21 protein-coding genes and 1 tRNA gene are annotated in these 18,079 nt (G+C 31.5%); 14 read left to right on the top strand and 8 right to left on the bottom strand.

The genetic code is table 11. The annotated features are described in order from the left end of the window. Positions 1-49: 49 nt before the first annotated feature. The 6 genes from ACTF45_RS06890 (at position 50) to ACTF45_RS06865 (ending at position 4,932) form a co-directional block, all read left to right on the top strand. Entirely contained in the window at positions 50-1,159 is a 1,110-nt protein-coding gene (locus ACTF45_RS06890; RefSeq protein ID WP_288347641.1) for a PIN/TRAM domain-containing protein, read from the top strand. Positions 1,160-1,199: 40 nt separating this feature from the next. Beyond that, the gene (locus tag ACTF45_RS06885) at positions 1,200-1,862 is read left to right on the top strand and encodes an ATP-dependent Clp protease proteolytic subunit (protein ID WP_288347642.1); all 663 of its coding nucleotides are present in this window, start codon (positions 1,200-1,202) and stop codon (positions 1,860-1,862) included. 33 nt (positions 1,863-1,895) lie between these two features. Continuing rightward, positions 1,896-2,501 carry an ATP-dependent Clp protease proteolytic subunit gene (locus tag ACTF45_RS06880; protein WP_011132948.1) on the top strand — a complete coding sequence of 202 codons (606 nt, stop codon included), beginning with the start codon at positions 1,896-1,898 and terminating at the stop codon, positions 2,499-2,501. A gap of 116 nt (positions 2,502-2,617) precedes the next feature. Beyond that, positions 2,618-3,607: a ketol-acid reductoisomerase gene (gene ilvC / locus ACTF45_RS06875; protein WP_288347644.1), complete on the top strand. Its 990-nt coding sequence runs from the start codon at positions 2,618-2,620 to the stop codon at positions 3,605-3,607. Next, positions 3,595-4,608 carry an adenosylcobinamide-phosphate synthase CbiB gene (cbiB, locus tag ACTF45_RS06870; protein ID WP_288347645.1) on the top strand — a complete coding sequence of 338 codons (1,014 nt, stop codon included), beginning with the start codon at positions 3,595-3,597 and terminating at the stop codon, positions 4,606-4,608. Before ilvC ends, cbiB begins: the two co-directional genes overlap by 13 nt. 57 nt (positions 4,609-4,665) lie before the next feature. Continuing rightward, entirely contained in the window at positions 4,666-4,932 is a 267-nt protein-coding gene (locus ACTF45_RS06865) for a chlorophyll a/b-binding protein (protein ID WP_438949629.1), read from the top strand. Between the two features lie 209 nt (positions 4,933-5,141). Here the strand turns inward: ACTF45_RS06865 and ACTF45_RS06860 are convergent, their stop codons facing one another. The 4 genes from ACTF45_RS06860 to ACTF45_RS06845 form a co-directional block, all read right to left on the bottom strand. After that, positions 5,142-5,399 (bottom strand): hypothetical protein, encoded by a 258-nt coding sequence (locus ACTF45_RS06860; RefSeq protein ID WP_288347267.1) that lies wholly within the window; start codon positions 5,397-5,399, stop codon positions 5,142-5,144. Positions 5,400-5,458: 59 nt separating this feature from the next. Continuing rightward, the gene (locus ACTF45_RS06855) at positions 5,459-5,704 is read right to left on the bottom strand and encodes a hypothetical protein (RefSeq protein WP_288347266.1); all 246 of its coding nucleotides are present in this window, start codon (positions 5,702-5,704) and stop codon (positions 5,459-5,461) included. Between the two features lie 54 nt (positions 5,705-5,758). Then, positions 5,759-6,088, bottom strand: a complete 330-nt coding sequence (locus ACTF45_RS06850) for a hypothetical protein (protein ID WP_288347264.1) — start codon at positions 6,086-6,088, stop codon at positions 5,759-5,761. A 129-nt stretch (positions 6,089-6,217) separates the two neighbouring features. Next, positions 6,218-6,493 carry an HU family DNA-binding protein gene (locus tag ACTF45_RS06845; RefSeq protein ID WP_011132955.1) on the bottom strand — a complete coding sequence of 92 codons (276 nt, stop codon included), beginning with the start codon at positions 6,491-6,493 and terminating at the stop codon, positions 6,218-6,220. Between the two features lie 632 nt (positions 6,494-7,125). Between ACTF45_RS06845 and ACTF45_RS06840 the strand changes: the two genes are divergently transcribed. Further along, complete coding sequence (locus ACTF45_RS06840) at positions 7,126-9,159, top strand: glycogen debranching protein (protein WP_288347262.1); 2,034 nt, start codon at positions 7,126-7,128, stop codon at positions 9,157-9,159. A 1-nt stretch (position 9,160) separates the two neighbouring features. Here ACTF45_RS06840 and ACTF45_RS06835 read toward each other — a convergent pair. Further along, positions 9,161-9,231, bottom strand: a tRNA-Gly gene (locus ACTF45_RS06835). Positions 9,232-9,340: 109 nt separating this feature from the next. Here ACTF45_RS06835 and ACTF45_RS06830 point away from each other — a divergent pair. The 5 genes from ACTF45_RS06830 to plsY are packed head-to-tail and all read left to right on the top strand — an operon-like array spanning position 9,341 to position 13,511. Beyond that, positions 9,341-10,690, top strand: a complete 1,350-nt coding sequence (locus ACTF45_RS06830) for an MFS transporter (protein ID WP_288347270.1) — start codon at positions 9,341-9,343, stop codon at positions 10,688-10,690. A 9-nt stretch (positions 10,691-10,699) separates the two neighbouring features. Then, complete coding sequence (locus tag ACTF45_RS06825; RefSeq protein WP_288347261.1) at positions 10,700-11,455, top strand: MlaE family ABC transporter permease; 756 nt, start codon at positions 10,700-10,702, stop codon at positions 11,453-11,455. A gap of 4 nt (positions 11,456-11,459) precedes the next feature. Further along, positions 11,460-11,864, top strand: a complete 405-nt coding sequence (locus tag ACTF45_RS06820) for a DUF3119 family protein (RefSeq protein ID WP_288347259.1) — start codon at positions 11,460-11,462, stop codon at positions 11,862-11,864. Positions 11,865-11,898: 34 nt separating this feature from the next. Then, positions 11,899-12,909: a DUF3086 domain-containing protein gene (locus ACTF45_RS06815; protein WP_438949628.1), complete on the top strand. Its 1,011-nt coding sequence runs from the start codon at positions 11,899-11,901 to the stop codon at positions 12,907-12,909. Between the two features lie 5 nt (positions 12,910-12,914). After that, positions 12,915-13,511 carry a glycerol-3-phosphate 1-O-acyltransferase PlsY gene (plsY, locus tag ACTF45_RS06810; protein ID WP_288347255.1) on the top strand — a complete coding sequence of 199 codons (597 nt, stop codon included), beginning with the start codon at positions 12,915-12,917 and terminating at the stop codon, positions 13,509-13,511. On the opposite strand, the gene pyrF is transcribed toward plsY, so the two are convergent. Genes pyrF through ACTF45_RS06795 form a run of 3 tightly spaced genes read right to left on the bottom strand, consistent with a single transcriptional unit; the run spans position 13,492 to position 15,810 of the window. Then, entirely contained in the window at positions 13,492-14,220 is a 729-nt protein-coding gene (pyrF, locus tag ACTF45_RS06805; protein WP_438949627.1) for an orotidine-5'-phosphate decarboxylase, read from the bottom strand. The genes plsY and pyrF overlap by 20 nt on opposite strands. A 6-nt stretch (positions 14,221-14,226) precedes the next feature. Next, positions 14,227-15,465, bottom strand: a complete 1,239-nt coding sequence (gene tyrS / locus ACTF45_RS06800) for a tyrosine--tRNA ligase (protein ID WP_438949626.1) — start codon at positions 15,463-15,465, stop codon at positions 14,227-14,229. 21 nt (positions 15,466-15,486) lie between these two features. Next, positions 15,487-15,810, bottom strand: a complete 324-nt coding sequence (locus tag ACTF45_RS06795; protein WP_288347252.1) for a DUF1825 family protein — start codon at positions 15,808-15,810, stop codon at positions 15,487-15,489. Positions 15,811-15,963: 153 nt separating this feature from the next. Here ACTF45_RS06795 and ACTF45_RS06790 point away from each other — a divergent pair, with 153 nt between their 5' ends. Beyond that, the gene (locus ACTF45_RS06790) at positions 15,964-16,575 is read left to right on the top strand and encodes a hypothetical protein (RefSeq protein ID WP_288347251.1); all 612 of its coding nucleotides are present in this window, start codon (positions 15,964-15,966) and stop codon (positions 16,573-16,575) included. Positions 16,576-16,597: 22 nt separating this feature from the next. After that, positions 16,598-18,073 carry a leucyl aminopeptidase gene (locus tag ACTF45_RS06785; RefSeq protein WP_438949625.1) on the top strand — a complete coding sequence of 492 codons (1,476 nt, stop codon included), beginning with the start codon at positions 16,598-16,600 and terminating at the stop codon, positions 18,071-18,073. Positions 18,074-18,079: the final 6 nt, after the last annotated feature.

Here is an 18,079-nt window from a genome sequence, read left to right as displayed (position 1 = left end):
AAATAAAATCTTTATTTACTCAATTAATAAATCCTAGTAGATTATATATATGACGGATATCTTAGTACTAATTTTATTTGTATTGTCTGGAGCGGCATCAGGATGGCTTGGGGTTGATCTTCTACCAATAGACATACTTAAACAAGTCTCTAATGTGGAAGGTTTTAGAATTGTCCTAGCGATAATAGGGTTTTTTATTGGATTAGCAGCAGGTTTTGTATTTTTACAGCTTAGAAAGACATTCCTTGATCAAATACGTACAATGCCTACGGATTTATTAATAAGTAGAGCGGTAGGGTTAATTTTGGGATTACTTGTCGCAAATCTACTACTTGCTCCAATATTGTTGATTCCATTTCCAAGGGAAGTATTTTTTGCAAAACCTTTAGCAGCCATTCTTAGTAATTTTTTCTTTGGGGCACTTGGCTATAAATTAGCTGATACTCACGGCAGGACATTGTTAAGACTATTTAACCCTACTAATACCGACGCTTATTTGGTAACCGAAGGAATAATTCCAGCAGCAAGCCCAAAAATTCTTGATACTAGTGTAATTATTGATGGAAGGATAAATGGTTTATTAAGCTGTGGATTACTAGAGGGGCAATTAATTGTGGCCCAAAGTGTAATTGATGAGCTACAAACTTTAGCTGACTCTAGTAGTAATGAAAAAAGAGGAAAAGGAAGAAGAGGTCTTAAATTATTAAAAGAGCTAAGAGAACTATATGGAAGAAGACTTGTAATAAACCCAACTAAATATGAGGGGAATGGGGTAGATGAAAAACTTCTAAGAATTACGGAGGATATGGCAGGTACTTTAATTACTGCAGATTATAATCTTTCTCAAATTGCAGAGGTAAAAGAATTAAAAGTTATGAATTTGAGTGATTTAGTTATAGCTTTAAGGCCAGAAGTACAGCCTGGGGAATCACTTAATATAAAAATAGTCAGAGAGGGTAAAGAAAAATTGCAAGGAATTGGATATTTAGATGATGGGACAATGGTAGTAATTGATGATGCAAAGAAATTTGTTGGAGAAAGACTAGACGTAGTTATTACTGGTGCATTGCAAACGCCCACTGGAAGAATGGTATTTGGGAAATTGATAAATAATCCGGAGTCAAACAAATCTTTTAAATCTCCAGCGACACAGGGCTAAATATAGCTAGAATTAAACTAGTATTTATTTTGTAGAACATATGACTGTATCTGCTCCTTATTACGGCGAAAATACCGCTATGAGGACTCCGCCACCAGATTTGCCTTCTCTTCTGCTAAAAGAGAGAATTGTATACCTAGGATTACCGTTATTTTCAGACGATGACGCTAAAAGACAATTAGGAATGGATGTTACCGAGCTAATTATTGCTCAACTCCTTTATTTAGAATTTGATGATCCAGAGAAACCTATATATTTTTATATAAATTCAACAGGCACTAGCTGGTATACCGGTGATGCGGTTGGTTTTGAAACAGAAGCTTTCGCTATTTGCGATACCATCAACTATATTAAACCTCCTATTCATACAATTTGTATTGGACAAGCAATGGGAACAGCAGCAGTTATTTTGTCTTCAGGGACTAAAGGGCATAGAGCAGCTCTCCCACATGCCTCTATTGTTCTTCATCAACCAATTAGCGGTGCTAGAGGGCAAGCAACTGATATCCAAATAAGGGCAGAAGAGGTATTAAAAAATAAAAAATCAATGCTGGAGATCTTATCACGCAACACTGGTAAAAGTATTGAAGAGCTCTCGAAAGATTCTGACAGGATGAGTTATCTTAACCCTCAAGAAGCTTTAGATTATGGAGTGATAGATAGAATACTCACAAGTCAAAAAGATTTGCCAAATAACATTTAATCACTACTTTTAACTCACTACTTTTTTAAAATTATGCCAATAGGAACTCCAAGCGTGCCTTATAGACTCCCAGGAAGTCAATACGAAAGATGGGTAGACATTTATACAAGATTGGGAGTTGAGAGGATTTTATTTCTCGGACAAGAAGTTAATGATGGAATTGCGAACAGCTTAGTAGCTCAAATGCTCTACCTTGATTCTGATGATAATACAAAACCTATTTATCTTTACATAAATAGTCCTGGCGGATCAGTCACTGCAGGTTTGGCAATATATGACACTATCAAATACGTTAAAAGCGATGTAGTCACTATATGCGTAGGTCTTGCAGCCTCAATGGGAGCTTTTTTACTAGGAGCTGGTACTAAAGGTAAAAGGGTTGCTCTTCCTCATAGTCGAATTATGATTCATCAACCACTGGGAGGGACTTCACAACGTCAGGCTAGCGATATTGAAATAGAAGCTAGAGAAATACTGAGAATTAAAGATATGTTGAATCACTCTATGTCTGATATGACAGGACAATCCTTTGAAAAAATAGAGAAAGATACTGACAGAGATTATTTTCTAAGTGCTGAAGAAGCTAAAAACTATGGGCTAATAGATAGAGTAATTTCACATCCAAGCGAGGCCAGCTAGCTCTTATTATCTAAAATTAATATTTAAATATTAATTTTTAAATGAGCAATTATATGGTTTATTTACACCTTTAATGTCTAAAATATTAATTATCAAAAGCTTAGAAGTTACAACTAATGACACAACTCTTTTATGACACAGATGCTGACCTAAGTCTATTAAAAAATAAAACTATCGCAATAATAGGCTACGGTTCACAAGGCCATGCACATGCTTTAAATCTTAAAGACAGTGGAATGGATGTAATAGTAGGGTTATACAAAGGTAGTAATTCTGAAAGCAAAGCTATTAATGATGGATTAAAAGTATTTACAGTTTCTGAGGCTTGTGAAAAAGCAGATTGGATTATGATTCTGCTTCCAGATGAGTTCCAAAAAGATGTTTATATCAAAGAGATAGAACCAAATTTAAAAGAAGGTAAGATATTAAGTTTTGCACATGGATTCAATATAAGATTCGAACTCATTAAGCCACCTAATTTTGTCGACGTTGTAATGGTTGCACCAAAAGGGCCTGGACATACTGTTCGTTGGGAATATCAGAATGGCCAAGGAGTTCCTGCTCTATTCGCAGTTGAGCAGGACTATTCAGGCAATGCGAGATCATTAGCTATGTCTTATGCCAAGGGTATTGGAGGTACAAGAGCTGGGATTCTTGAAACAAATTTCAAAGAAGAAACCGAAACAGATCTTTTTGGAGAACAGGCAGTTTTATGTGGTGGTTTATCAGAGCTGGTTAAATCAGGATTTGAAACTCTCGTTGAGGCAGGATATCAACCAGAATTAGCATATTTTGAGTGTTTACACGAAGTAAAGTTAATTGTCGATCTTATGGTCAAGGGAGGATTATCTCAAATGAGAGATTCAATTTCAAATACTGCAGAATATGGTGATTATGTAAGTGGGAAAAGACTTATAAATAATAATACAAAGAAAGAAATGCAGAAAATTTTAAAAGATATTCAAGATGGTACTTTCGCTAAGAATTTTGTAGATGAATGTGATAACAACAAACCCTTAATGACAAAATTGAGAGAAGAAAATTCTAAACACGAGATAGAAAAAGTTGGAAAAGGTCTTCGTGCTATGTTCAGTTGGCTGAAATAAATTTATATTTTATATTTATTGGCTCCATTGGGTTTGATCTTTTAATTGGTGATCCAAGGTTTATAATCCATCCTGTTCAAATAGTTGGGATTTACATAAAACTAATAACTAATTTTTTTATCCATAATTTCAAGAAAAATAAGAGGATATTATATTGGGGAGGATTATTTATTGCACTATCCACTATCGCTTCAAGCTTTGTGATCGGTAAGATTATTGAATTAATTTTCATTCAATCAAGAAGCAATCTTATTTTTGGAATATTAATCTTCTTAGGCTTATCGAGTTGTTTAGCTTCAAAAAGTCTAATCTCGAGCGTAAAAGAAATTTCAAATCTTATTAACGACAACATAACTGATCAAAAAACTGAACAAATAGTTAAAGAAAAAGTTCAAAGAATTGTCAGTAGGGATGTAAGTACAGCTTCGTTAGAGCATCTTTTGAGATCAAGTATTGAAAGTCTTACAGAAAATTCAGTTGATGGGATTTTTGGTCCGCTTTTTTGGATATTTATTGGAACAGTTTTTATCAAATTTTCGATTTTTCTTCCAGGTCCTTTATCACTTGGCTTTTCATATAAAGCAATAAGTACTTTGGATTCAATGATCGGCTATAAATATGACCATTACAAATATCTAGGGTTTTTTAGTGCAAAAATTGAAGATTGTTCAACTTTCATTCCAAGTAGATTAGTTTTATTAACATTACCTTTGATTAGTTCTAAAATTAAAAAATATAATTCTGTCATTAAAGAAAGTTACTCTGATGGAATTAAATATGATTCTCCTAATTCTGGTATTTCAGAGGCTATTTTTGCATATATTTCTAATATCAAATTAGGAGGTGAGAACAAATACAATGATGAAATTATTGAAAAGCCAATTATCAATCCAAATGGTGATATTTGTTCCAAAGAAAAAATAAATATTATTTGTCAATTAATTTTAAGACTTCAAATACTATGGATAATTACTTTTACCATAATTTTTTTTAATATTTGAATTCCAATTCAATGAAATTTGTTTTAAGTCACTATTATTATTAAAAAGACATTTTTCATGAAAGAAGAAAATCCTCCATTAGAAAATTCGGATAATAGTCCTATTGAAAATCTAAATGAAGAAACAAATAATACATCTTCTGATAGTGAATATTCAAAGTGGGTTGATAATCAAGGTGATGAAGTAAAAAATGTTTTTGGATTTAATAGTAGTGCTGAACTTGTTAATGGCAGAGCGGCTATGATCGGTTTTTTAATGCTCTTATTAACCGAATTAGTCTTTAAAGGAAAACCTGTTACTTCCTCAATCTTTGGTATAAATTGAAAATGGAAGAAAAAAAATCTAATCCACTAAAAATTTTCCTATACATTTCAGCTTGGGTAATAATTTGGGGAACATTTGGTTCCTTTATAGATTTTCCCCTTTATAAAAATAATATCTATCAAGAGGGAAGCATATATCAATATCTTACTTTTATAATTACAGCAATCATTTCAATTTTGAGTGCCAAATTCTTTTATAAAAAAATTAAACTATAAAAACTTATACCTATATTTTTTGATAATTTTTGCTGGTTCTAAATTATCCTGAGTCTCATAAAGTATCCATTGATGAGTTTCAGTATCATGATCGCAGCCTAATCTACCTGATGGGTCAGGCAAATTAGAAAGATATGAGTGACATGATTGATCTGCCTCGAAAGCAGAGTCATAACCACTTAAAAAGTATACTAAAAATCCAATAAGTACAACTGATATAACCACTTGAAAAAATAAGCTAACTATCTTCATGAATTTCCTGTCAAAATTTAAATATATCACTTCTAAAATTCTTTCGATAAAAAATTAAGCTATCGACCAACATTAAATATAAAATCATGAAAGCCTTGATTATTAAAATACAAAATAACCAAAAGTACTAGAATTATATTTAAAACTAATACAACTGAACCAAATATATTAATCTGCTTTTTCCCTGGTAGGGTGTAAGTAAATTTTTTTCCTTTAAGAAAAGAAGCTAACCCTTTTTTCTCTTTTTCTAAATCCTTAATAGGTTTATCATTCTTAACTTCACTTTCAGAAAAACCTTTTACCATTACAACCTTTATAACAAATTAATAATATTCTAAATTTAAAATTTTTCTCAAGAATTAACAATTTTTATTCACATATGGAAGCATCATTCCATTTTTATTTTTCTTTAACTTTCTAAAGTAATAAGCTTCAATAAGTTCTGTCTGCAACCCAAGAATACTTGCCTGACATTTATAGTTTTTTTGCTCAGACTCAACTAACTGTATTTTCTCAATTTCCAATAATAAGTTACTACATACTTTATATTGCAAATCTTTGAAGCATTCATTTGCTTTTCTTAAAATTTCCGATTTAGTTAATAATTGTTCGGCAACAATAGGATTTAAGAATAAAACTAACAAAGGTAGTGAGAAACATATAAATTTCTTATAACTAAAAAGAGTCAAAAAGTAAAAACCCTCCTAATAAAATCATGTTAAAAATAATATAAAAAAAATTATCAATCCTTTTTTCTTAAAAAAAATAGATGCTCAAAAAGAGCACCTATATTAAGGACAAAATAAGCTCTTAGAATATTAGCCTTGAACTCTATCCTTAAATAGTTTTCCTGCTGAGAATGTAGGAACTCTTTTCGCGGGAATCGCAATTTTTTCCCCAGTTTTAGGGTTTAAGCCCTGTCTAGCAGAACGGTCCCTTGGTTCAAAAGAACCAAATCCCAGTATGGAGACTTTTTTGCCTTCCACTACTGAATCAACAATAGTTTCAATAGCTGCATCAACAACTAAAGATACATCTGTTTTTGTAAGCTCAGTACGAGCGGCTACAAGATTTACTAAATCAGCTTTGTTCATGAATTGTTTGTATAGCAGAGATTTGAAAGACAAGAATTTTAAAATCAAGTCTAATTACCTCGAACTTGCATATCATATGGAGCAAATACAAATACGGCAACCAAAAATGCCGGCGGCGCAAAGCTTTATACAAAATTTAATGACATTTTTAGCTATTCAACAATATTGTTAGATCTTAATTTTTTATAAGTACTTAAATTTACTTTAGGTAAAATGAAGGGCCAAAACTCTTGCAGTGACTAGTTTTCTTTAAAAAAGTTTATTTTCTAATTATTAAAAAAATTTATATTTAAAAGTAATCAATTTAAGAATTTCAAATATTTATTATTTTTTATTAAATTTCAGATATATTTTCTTCTCAGCACATGAAGAGGATATTCTTTCCATTTTAAAAGCAAAAAAATTCAGTAGCATATTACGTTTGAACCGAGTTTTTGAACTTTTTTGTGTATAAATATAAAACAAAGAAAAGAACATTTAATTAGTAGTATTAAATTTTTTAAATTTAAGAATATTGATGAGTGAAACATCAAATTTGATTCTTTTTTTTTAATTTTGCACTTATGATTCTTAAATGAATTATTTAATTAAATTAGTTCATTTATAAAAAAAATTAAAGAAATAAAGAAACAGTGAATGATATAAAGGTTGGGAAACCATTGCCTCTGGGTAGTTCAATAACCTCAGGAGGTGTCAATTTCTCTCTAATCGCTACAAATGCAGAATATATAGAAATTTTATTATTCGAGAAAGAAGATTCAGTTGCTCCAAAAACAATTTTCAAGTTAGATCATAGTCATAAGACTGGGTCTTATTGGCATGCTGAAATAAATAATCTCAAAGAGGGTTCAATCTATGCCTTTAGAGTAAAACAGAATGATAATGGACTAAATAAAAATTATTCTAAAACTGTTCTCATAGATCCTTGCTCAAGAGGCATTACTGGATGGAGTAATTACAAAAGAAAAAATGCACTCAACAATATAGATAACATGGATTGTTGTCTTAAAAGTGTTGTTTGTGATAGAAAATCTTTTAATTTTAAAGATTTCCCTAGACCTAAACACTCATGGAAAGAAACTATTATCTATGAGTTACATATCAAAGCATTTACTCAATCCTCTAATGAAGAAGAAAGTTGTTTTAAAAAATTTTTAAAAAAAATTCCATATCTTAAAAAACTTGGCATAACAAGTATTGAATTACTTCCGGTATTTTGTTTTGACCCAAATGATGCTCCTAATGGATTAGAAAATTTCTGGGGATATAGTCCTATTAACTGGTTTACTCCACATTTTCAATATCTTTCTAATAATACCGCCAAAGAAAATAGAGAGGAATTTAGAAAATTTGTGGAAGAATGCCATAAAGCAAACCTTGAAGTAATTTTAGATGTGGTTTATAACCATACCTCTGAAGGAGATTATCAAGGACCTGCTATATCTTGGAAAGGGATAGATGACAATCTTTATTATTTCATCGACAAAGATAAAAATTATCAAGATGTCTCTGGATGTGGGAACACAATAGCAGCAAATAGAGGATTAGTGAGAAAATTAATATTAGAGTCATTAAAATGCTGGGTAAATGAATTTGGCGTTGATGGTTTTAGATTTGATTTAGGTATTGCCTTGTCAAGAGGTGAAGATCTCATCCCTCTTGATAATCCACCAATTTTTGATGATATTGAATGTGATCCTGAACTTGCCGATATCAAATTTATCAGTGAACCTTGGGATTGTGGAGGATTATATAAATTAAACGATTTCCCATCTAAGAAAACGTTTACATGGAATGGGCATTTCAGAGATGACTTAAGAAGATTTTGGAAAGGGGATAAAGATACGGCTTGGAATATGAGTGACAAAATCAAAGGTAGTCCATCACATTACAAAGAAAATAATTTCTTACCAAAGTCTATAAATTTCATAACTTCTCACGATGGATTTACACTAAAAGATTTAGTTACCTTTAACAAAAAACATAATTTCGCAAATAAAGAGCAAAATAGAGATGGAGATAACCATAACAATTCATGGAATCATGGAGTGGAAGGACCTACATCAGACTTATCTATTAAAAAATTAAGAAAGCGGCAACAAAAAAATTTACTTTTGAGTTTATTCATTTCAAGAGGAGTCCCTATGTTGCTAATGGGTGATGAAATCGGAAGATCTCAAGGCGGTAATAATAATTCTTGGTGCCAAAACAATTCTTTAGCTTGGATGAATTGGGATGAAAATCAACAAGATTTAGAACTATTAAATTATCTAAAGTATTTAATAAAAATAAGAAAAAAATTTATTAATTTTTTTAATCCTATTTCTTCAACAAATAAAAAAGAAATTGACAAATTAGTCAATTACCATTGGCATGGTCCAAAGTTAGAAAGTCCAGATTGGAGTAGTTGGTCACATACAGTTGCATTAAGCATCAATAAAGGTGAAAATAATCCTTTAATTTGGGCTGGCTTAAATGCATATTCAAAAAGCATTGATTTTTATTTACCAAAATCTAAAAGTAAATGGCTCAAAATTATTGATACTAATCATTCTGAAACTACTAAGCCTATCCCCATTACCGATACTTTTATTAAAGTAGATGATAGAAGCTCTGTGTTAATTATTTCAGAAGAAGTATTTGGAACAAAAAATAATATAATCTAAAAGCGGGCGGCGGGAATCGAACCCGCATCTTCAGCTTGGAAGGCTGAGGTTTTACCACTAAACCACGCCCGCAATAAGTAATAGAATTACCTTTGCAATAATACATTACCAAACAATCAACAAAGTAAAAAGATTGGAAAATTCACACTCAAAAAATATAACCGGATCAAGAACAAGATTAATGCTCTCTTATGGACTTGGAGATGCGGGCACAGGTCTAGCCGCCACACAATTTGGCTTCTTCCTTTTTAGATTCTTTATTTGTTCGGCAGGTTTACCCGTTTTAATTGCAGGTTCATTACTAATGTTGATAAAAATATGGGATGCAATAAACGATCCATTAATAGGATGGTTAAGTGATAGGACAAAATCGAGATGGGGCCCAAGGATACCTTGGATGCTAATTGCTGCAGTGCCTCTAGGGATTTCTTTGGCAGCTATTTGGTGGATCCCCACAGGTCCTGTCATAAACAGAACGATTTACTATACTTTGATTTCAATAATAGTAATGACTGCTTATACAAGTATTAATCTTCCTTTCGCAGCTCTATCTACAGAAATCTCAGAAAAAACTTCAATAAGAACAAGGTTAAATGCCGCAAGATTTACAGGGTCAATAATAGCTGGTTTAACTGGTTTAATAATAGCTGGAGTGGTTTTAAATTCAGAAGGATTAGCTAATAACGAATATTTTGTGATGGGCAAAATTAGCGGTTTTATAGCAGTAATAACAACCTTATTATCTTGCTGGGGACTAGCCCCATATGCAAAAAAAGCTAGACGGCCATCTGGGAAAACGGAACCAATTAAACTTCAATTCAAAAGAATATTTAATAACAAAAAATTTCTTAAAGTAATTTCTCTTTATATTTTACTTTGGTGTGCCTTGCAGTTAATGCAAACAGTCGCGTTAATTTATGTAGAGGATGTTCTTAATGTGCCTTCAGAAATTGCCAACTGGGTTCCAATACCATTCCAAATAAGTGCCCTAATAGGATTACAAATATGGGCAAGAGTCTCAAATAAGTTGAACAGAATTTCAGCTTTAAACTATGGTGCAATTATTTGGATTGTTTCTTGTACAGCAGCATTATTTTTACCTTCTTTATCAAAAGTTTCTTCTATAGAAGATGGCTTTTTACTTAATTTTGATAACCTTATCCTATTCATAATTTTGATTGTCATAATCTGTTTAATTGGAATAGGAGCTTCAACCGCTTACTTAATACCTTGGTCACTACTTCCTGATGCAATAGATGAAGATCCAGAAAAACCAGCAGGTCTTTATACTGCTTGGATGGTTCTTATTCAGAAAATTGGCATTGGACTAAGTGTTCAAGTATTAGGTTTATTACTATATATATCTGGTTATCAATCATGTTTTGTGGACAATTCTACTTTAAATATTATTGAACAATCATCTTTAGCTCAATTAACCATTAGGTTATGTATTGGTTTTATACCTTCTTTGTTAGTAATAGTTGGACTATTTATAATGCGAAAGTGGGATCAAAAATTATTAACCAATTAATATAAAAACATGTACTATCCTAAGTTTTTTAAAAGACTTGTAAGCAGCCTCGTAATTGGAGGACAAGCAATTAACTATATCTTTAGAGGTAAAATTTCAAAAAACGATCTTTTTGAACAGCTTATGGAATCAGGTCCAGGAAGTTTACTGATTGTTTTAATTACAGGCATTGCAGCAGGTACAGTTTTTAATATTCAGGTAGCTTCCCAACTTACAAGCATGGGGGTTTCAAGTGAAATAGGGGGCTTACTAGCTGTAGGGATGGCAAGAGAAATGGCTCCTCTTCTAACTGCTACTTTAATGACTGGCAAAGTCGCTACTGCATATGCAGCTCAACTCGGAACGATGAAAGTTACTGAACAAATAGAAGCTATAACAATGTTAAGAACTGAACCAATTCAATATTTAGTAGTTCCAAGATTACTTTCCATGATAATTATGTCACCAATACAATGTCTTTTATTTTTATCAGTTGCTTTATGGAGTGGGCAAATCTGGAGCACAATTTTTTATAACGTTCCTCCCATTGTTTTTTGGACCTCTGTTCGTTCTGGTAATGTAAGCTTAACTAGTTCAGACTTATTATCCATGATAATTAAATCCGTAGTTTTCGGATTACTAATATCAATTATTGCCTGTGGATATGGCCTTACTACTAAGGGAGGTCCAAAAGAAGTAGGAACAAGTACAACAGGTGCTGTGGTAATGACTCTTGTTACTGTATCTTTAATGGATGTAGTTCTAACACAAATATTATTTGGATAAATCGATGTTTAATACTAAATCAAAACCAACTGAGCCAGTAACCATCTCTCCATCTTTTCAATTACCAATAATCCTAATAATTTTAAGTTTTATGCTCCTATTCTTAAATATTGGTTATTGGCCCACCATAGTATTTGCTGCATTTAGCTTTTTTTTATTGCTTCAATCATTTACTTTAAGAATAAAAATCACCAATGAAGATTTTGTAGTTTTGCAACTTGGAAAAGAAATTAGAACCTTTCCATTTAAAAATTGGATCTCTTGGAAATTCTTTTTTCCCATAATCCCCGGTATTTTTTACTTTAGAGAAAAGTCTAGCCCTCATTTATTACCTATACTATTTAATCCAGAGCAACTAAAAAACGAACTTATAAAGAAAGTTGAATCTCTGGAAATTAAAAACCCTTAAAAATAAATTTTTGATTAATTACAAATTCAATTAAATGACTAATACTAAAGTTTCTAATAATAATCCTGATAAGGAATCAATAATCAATAAATCAATTACAAAAGCAAAAGATAATGAAGTAATCAAAAATAAAACAATTCAAAATAAGAAGGTAACTTCTGTAAGCAAAAAACCTAATAAATCTGTAGATGATATTTCAAATGAACTCTTTAGCGAACTTATTTCAAAAAAAATCTCTTTAGTTAAAGAGATAAAAGATTTAGAAACAAAAAAAAATGAATTAGATAAAGATATTGAATCAAATTTCAAGGGTCAATCAGATAATATCGCAAAAAGAGTAAAGGGTTTCCAAGAATATTTAACGGGCTCTTTACAGAACCTTTCACAAAATGTAGAAAAACTAGAATTAGTTTCTCAACCTATAGTTGTTAAGCCTTCTCCTCTTGATGAAAAAAAAGAGGCTTCAAACAAAAATGAATTGCTTACCGTTCCTGCCTTATCTGAAACATTTAAACCAGATGAACAACTCATTAGAAGTTGTTTCTCAAATTTTATAGAACAGCCTGATTTTTATTCAGAACCGTGGAAATTAAGACGAAGCCTTGATTCATCAGATATTGAAGTCATGGATGATTGGTTCTTTAATATGGGTGGAAGGGGATCCCTAGAGAGCAGGGGTTCGAGGCAAAAAAATGCTTTATTATCTGCTGGGTTAATAGCTATTCTTGGTGAATTGTATGGTGACCAGTTTCAAACTCTAATATTGGCTTCTCAGCCTGAGAGATTAGGAGAGTGGAGGAGAGTTTTACAAGATTCCTTAGGTCTTACAAGAGATGATTTTGGACCAAATAGCGGCATTGTTCTTTTTGAAAGGCCAGAAGGGGTTATAGAAAGAGCTGATAGATTAGAGGCTAATGAAGAATTGCCATTTATTATTGTGGATGCAGCGGAAACATCTGTAGAAATACCAATTCTTCAATTCCCATTATGGCTTGCCTTCGCAGGCTCAAATGATGAAATTTATGATGATCTTGAACTAAATTAATTCCTATGCATATTTTAATTATTTCTATAAGTTATTTTTTGGGATCACTGCCAACAGGATTCTTATTTGGTAAATTTCTAAAAAATATTGATTTAAGACTTATAGGATCTGGATCAACAGGGGCAACAAATGTTTTAAGAAATGTTGGGAAATGGCCTGCTTTTTTTGTTTTTATTATTGATGTAGGCAAAGGTCTTATTGCCGTTAAGATTGCTCAACATTACACAAATCAAAACTTATTTGAAGTTTTAGCAGGGATTGCTGCTATTTCAGGACATATATGGCCAATATGGTTAAAAGGAAAAGGTGGTAAGGCAGTAGCCACAGGTTTAGGAATGTTTATTGCTCTTTCTTGGAAAGTAGGATTTGCATCACTGGGGATTTTTTTAATAATTCTTGCAAAATCTAAGATTGTCTCTTTATCAAGTATCTCAGCTGCAATTTTTTTACCATTTTTGATGTTTTTGGATATTGGATCTACTAATCATCCTTACTTCTTGATTAGTTTAGTTGTATCAATATTAGTTATTTGGAAGCATAGAACAAATATTAGACGATTACTTAAAGGAGAAGAATCAAAAATTAATGATAGTAACAAATAGACTCGCAGATATCCAAAAAAGCCTTATTAGGATCTTTAGCTTTTGTAATAGCTCTTCCAATAACCAATTTAGAAGCTCCATTACTTATTGCTTCAAAAGGAGTCATTATTCTATTCTGATCATCTTTTTTTTGAATATTTGTCCTAATACCAGGTGTAATTAATTCGAAATTATTTTTATACATTGATCTCAATATTTTTGCCTCCAAAGGAGAACAAACGCATCCATCCAAACCAGCATCGAAAGACAATTTTGCAAGTCTGATAACATTTTCCTCAATCGAGTTTTTTCTATCAAGATCAGTTTGGAATTCTTTAGTAGATAAGCTAGTTAAAACAGTTATCCCTATAACACAAGGAGCATTTACAGTAGCTATTTTTGCTCCTTCTAAAGATGCTTTTTTTGATGCAGTAATAGCTTTAGAACCTGCTGAAGCATGAACAGAAATAATATCAACTCCGAGTTTGGACACCTCATAACAAGCAGCGCTCATAGTATTAGGAATATCGTGAAATTTAAGATCTAAGAATATTTTTTTATTTAAATTTTTCAAAATTTTTATTACATTAGGTCCCTCCCTCATAAAAAGTTCTAAGCCAACTTTTACCCATTTAATATTGGGACATCTTTCTAGCAATACTTTTGCTTGAAATATATCTAATCCATCAATAGCTAATATTATTTTTTCTTCTGTATTAAATTTTTTCATTTAATTTTAATTCTCAAACCTTTTAATTATTTTCTTGCCAATTTGCAATATTTTGCCTGATAAATCCTCTTTTGAATCAAAAACAAGATCTGGATTTACTAATTTACAACTATCGATTTTTACACCCCCACCTTTAATAGATCTTTTTGATTCGCTACTAGATTTAAATAAGTTTAATGAGCTTAACAAATAAAAAAATCTCACAGGGAACACAATTTCTTTTAAAGAAATTATTGGAATCTCTCCAACTTTTTCTTTAAGTCCTAAAAAAAGTTTTTCACAATTAGATTGTGCTTTTAATGCTTCTTCTTTTCCATGATAAAGGGACGTGACTTCCAAGGCCATCCGTCTTTGCAAATCTCTAGGATTATTTTCTTTAAAGAGAGTTATATCTAATTCTGTAAGCAATTCAAAATAGGATGGAATAATATTATCTGGAACTTTTTCTAGTTTTGAATACATTGATAGTGAATCCTCGCTCAAGCCAACAGTATTCGATTCTGATTTACTCATTTTTTTAATTCCATCCAATCCAGTTAAAATTGGAAGCAATATTCCATATTGTGGTTCTTGTTTAAAGTGTCTTTGCAAATCTCTTCCTATTGCAATATTAAATTTCTGATCTGTGCCACCAAGTTCAATATCTGAATTCACTGCCACTGAATCATAGCCTTGCAGTAATGGGTATAAAAATTCATGCAATGCAATTGGAGTTTGAGAGTTGTATCTCTTATTAAATTCTTCCTTGGCGAGCATCTGGCTAACAGTAGCGCTTCCCATTAATTCAATAATTGAATTAAGGTCTAGATTTTTTAACCACTCACTATTGTATCTAATTTCTATCCTATCTTCTGAATCAAAATCTAAAATAGATTTATCTGAAGATTTACCCATCCCAAGTTGATTCAAATATGTTTTTGAATTTTCCTTAACTTCTTCTTTGGATAGTTGAACTCTCGTTTTGTTTTTTCCTGTTGGATCTCCTATTTGTGCAGTAAAATCTCCAATTATTAGTACCGCAACATGACCATTATCTTGAAACGCTCTGAGTTTTCTGAATAAAATACTATGACCAAGATGAATATCAGTTCCTGTTGGGTCTATACCAAGTTTTACTCTTAATTTACTTTTATTTTTATTCGCCTCATTTAATTTAGATGAAAGTGTTTGATCAAAGTTTCTGAGTGGAAATGATTCTTCTATTCCCCTGAGGAGCCATTTTGGCAATTCCAATTTATCTACCATAAAAAATTCAATTTTAGAAAGTTAAGAAGTCTTATCAAGTTCTTCCTTCATTCTTATCAAGGTTTTATTCATTTGATCGAACATTTGATCAGGAGTAATTCCAAATTGGCTTAACTGCGTCTTTAATTGTTCTACAGTCATTTTAGCTTGAAAATCTTCTGACAATTCGAATCTTTTCATAAAAACTTTATATCTATCCATAAGTGATTCCATTTTCTTTATAAACATAACTTTTCCTTCTCTATCGAATTTCCCATAATCAGAACCGAGTTTCATCAGTTCTTGATAATCTGTAAAAAGCTTTTTAGCTTCTTCTTGAACTATATCTGACTCGAAAAAGCTCATTTTTTATTTAAATTAACTTAATAGTTTACTTCCTTACCAAGATAACAAGAATCTTTTGAATTAATTGCAAGATTAATAAATTTTTAGTTTATGAATATTTATTTGAATAATAATAATTAAGAATTAATATTCTAAAACATAATAAAAATTGATTTGGAAAACTCTAATTTAGAAAATATTTCAAAGAATAATAAGCAATTTGAGTTATTTAGTTCCGCATTAGATACCTCAAGTAATCTGCCTTTCTCAAATAATCTCAAAGTTAGAAGTAAAACCTTAATGGCCTGGCGAAATAGAATTTCTGATTATCAATCTAAAATTGTGGAAGATAACCAAAATAACATTTTTCAACATTCGATTATTCCCGAGAACGATAATATTTGTCATGCAAGAATTCATCCCTTTTCATTACAAGGATTATCGTTAAATTTCTGGAGAACAAATCAATTCGTGCATAATGGTCCAGCTATGTATTTTGTAATTGATACGATAGGTAACTCTCAAATAATTCTCTATATAGGGGAAACCAATTCAGCTAATAAAAGATGGAAAGGTGAGCATGACTGCAAAAATTACCTTAGTAACTATAAAGAAGCGTTAACATATAACAATCTAACTAATCAGTTAGATATACGTTTTTTTTTAGATGTCCCCAAAGAAGCCAAATCAAGACGTAGATTAGAACAGAAACTAATATATTTATGGATGCCACCATTTAATAAAGAGACTAGAAATAGGTGGTCAACTACTTTTACAAACAATTAAAATTAACTAAATTTTTATTAAAATGCAATTTTCCACTTTCCAACAAGATCTTAATACTTGGCAAGGTTCTTCATTAATATTTGGAATTGTTGAGGAGGATCTGAAGAATCAATTACAAAAAATTGATTTCATTATTGATTCAAAGCTATTGCAAGAACAAATAAATCAAAAAAAGTTCAAGGGAGAAAAAGGAAAGATATTAAACTTTGATTTTTTTGATCAAAGGTTGCAAAATCTGAAGATTATCGGTCTTGGAGAAAGCAAAAATATAAACAGTAATGATATTAAAAATTCTCTAGCGGATGTTATAAGAAAAAGTGCTGATAAAGAGGAAAAAATTAGTATCTTGTTTCCTTGGGAATTAATAAATTCTCAAGAAGAAATTGAATCTTTTGGAGAAGCAGCAAGGTTATCAGCCTACAAAGATAATCGGTTCAATAGCAAAAGAGATGATAAAAAAGTTCTTAAAGAAATTGAATTTTTGAATTTAAATAAATTTAAAAATATAAACTTCAATGAAACGGAATATATTTGTGAAGGCGTTGAGCTAGCAAGGAGGCTTGTAGCTGCTCCCCCCAATAGTCTTACTCCGCTAGAGATGTCTAGACAAGCCTCAAAGATAGCTAAAGACCATGGTTTAGAAATTAAAATCCTTGAGAAAAATGAATGTGAAGATTTAGGTATGGGTGCATATTTAGCAGTAGCTAAAGGTTCTGATTTAGAACCTAAATTTATACATTTAACTTTAAAATCGAAAAGTCCTGCAAAAGAAAAGATTGCATTAGTAGGTAAAGGTTTAACCTTTGATTCTGGGGGATATAACCTAAAAGTTGGAGCTTCCCAAATTGAAATGATGAAATATGACATGGGTGGTAGTGCGGCAGTTCTTGGTGCCGCCAAAGCACTCGGAGCTATAAAGCCAGATGGATTAGAAATACACTTTATCGTGGCAGCTTGCGAGAATATGATAAATGGATCAGCTGTACATCCTGGAGATGTTATAAAAGCTTCAAATGGTAAGACAATTGAAATTAATAATACTGATGCTGAGGGCAGACTTACATTAGCTGATGCATTAACTTACGCATCAAATCTAAAACCCGATTCAATTATTGATCTTGCTACTTTGACTGGTGCAATTGTTGTTGCATTAGGAAATGATGTGGCCGGTTTTTGGACCAATAATAATGTGATGGCAAAGGACTTAAAAACAGCTTCATCCCAAGCTGGAGAGGAATTATGGCAAATGCCTTTACAAAAATCTTATAAAGACGGTCTGAAGTCACATATTGCCGACATGAAAAATACAGGCCCAAGGGCTGGTGGATCTATAACAGCTGCATTATTTTTAGAGGAATTTTTTGATGGAGATATAAAGTGGGCTCATATTGACATCGCTGGAACTTGTTGGACTGACAAAAATAAAGGGATTCATCCCTCAGGAGCTACAGGATATGGAGTTAAAACTTTAGTCCAATGGATTAAAAATAAAAGATGAGATGAA

It is taken from the genome of Prochlorococcus sp. (genome assembly GCF_965655815.1).
GTDB lineage: Bacteria > Cyanobacteriota > Cyanobacteriia > PCC-6307 > Cyanobiaceae > Prochlorococcus_A > Prochlorococcus_A pastoris.
The sequence above is the reverse complement of the archived record's forward strand: the minus strand, read 5'-3'. Positions and strand labels throughout refer to the sequence as shown.

Coding starts and splice junctions, on each gene's coding strand:
- ACTF45_RS06890 (WP_288347641.1), top strand. CDS start 50: ATGACGGATATCTTAGTACTAATTTTATTTGTATTGTCTGGAGCGGCA.
- ACTF45_RS06885 (WP_288347642.1), top strand. CDS start 1,200: ATGACTGTATCTGCTCCTTATTACGGCGAAAATACCGCTATGAGGACT.
- ACTF45_RS06880 (WP_011132948.1), top strand. CDS start 1,896: ATGCCAATAGGAACTCCAAGCGTGCCTTATAGACTCCCAGGAAGTCAA.
- ilvC (WP_288347644.1), top strand. CDS start 2,618: ATGACACAACTCTTTTATGACACAGATGCTGACCTAAGTCTATTAAAA.
- ACTF45_RS06865 (WP_438949629.1), top strand. CDS start 4,666: ATGAAAGAAGAAAATCCTCCATTAGAAAATTCGGATAATAGTCCTATT.
- ACTF45_RS06860 (WP_288347267.1), bottom strand. CDS start 5,399: ATGAAGATAGTTAGCTTATTTTTTCAAGTGGTTATATCAGTTGTACTT.
- ACTF45_RS06855 (WP_288347266.1), bottom strand. CDS start 5,704: ATGGTAAAAGGTTTTTCTGAAAGTGAAGTTAAGAATGATAAACCTATT.
- ACTF45_RS06845 (WP_011132955.1), bottom strand. CDS start 6,493: ATGAACAAAGCTGATTTAGTAAATCTTGTAGCCGCTCGTACTGAGCTT.
- ACTF45_RS06830 (WP_288347270.1), top strand. CDS start 9,341: ATGCTCTCTTATGGACTTGGAGATGCGGGCACAGGTCTAGCCGCCACA.
- ACTF45_RS06825 (WP_288347261.1), top strand. CDS start 10,700: ATGTACTATCCTAAGTTTTTTAAAAGACTTGTAAGCAGCCTCGTAATT.
- ACTF45_RS06820 (WP_288347259.1), top strand. CDS start 11,460: ATGTTTAATACTAAATCAAAACCAACTGAGCCAGTAACCATCTCTCCA.
- ACTF45_RS06815 (WP_438949628.1), top strand. CDS start 11,899: ATGACTAATACTAAAGTTTCTAATAATAATCCTGATAAGGAATCAATA.
- plsY (WP_288347255.1), top strand. CDS start 12,915: ATGCATATTTTAATTATTTCTATAAGTTATTTTTTGGGATCACTGCCA.
- pyrF (WP_438949627.1), bottom strand. CDS start 14,220: ATGAAAAAATTTAATACAGAAGAAAAAATAATATTAGCTATTGATGGA.
- tyrS (WP_438949626.1), bottom strand. CDS start 15,465: ATGGTAGATAAATTGGAATTGCCAAAATGGCTCCTCAGGGGAATAGAA.
- ACTF45_RS06795 (WP_288347252.1), bottom strand. CDS start 15,810: ATGAGCTTTTTCGAGTCAGATATAGTTCAAGAAGAAGCTAAAAAGCTT.
- ACTF45_RS06785 (WP_438949625.1), top strand. CDS start 16,598: ATGCAATTTTCCACTTTCCAACAAGATCTTAATACTTGGCAAGGTTCT.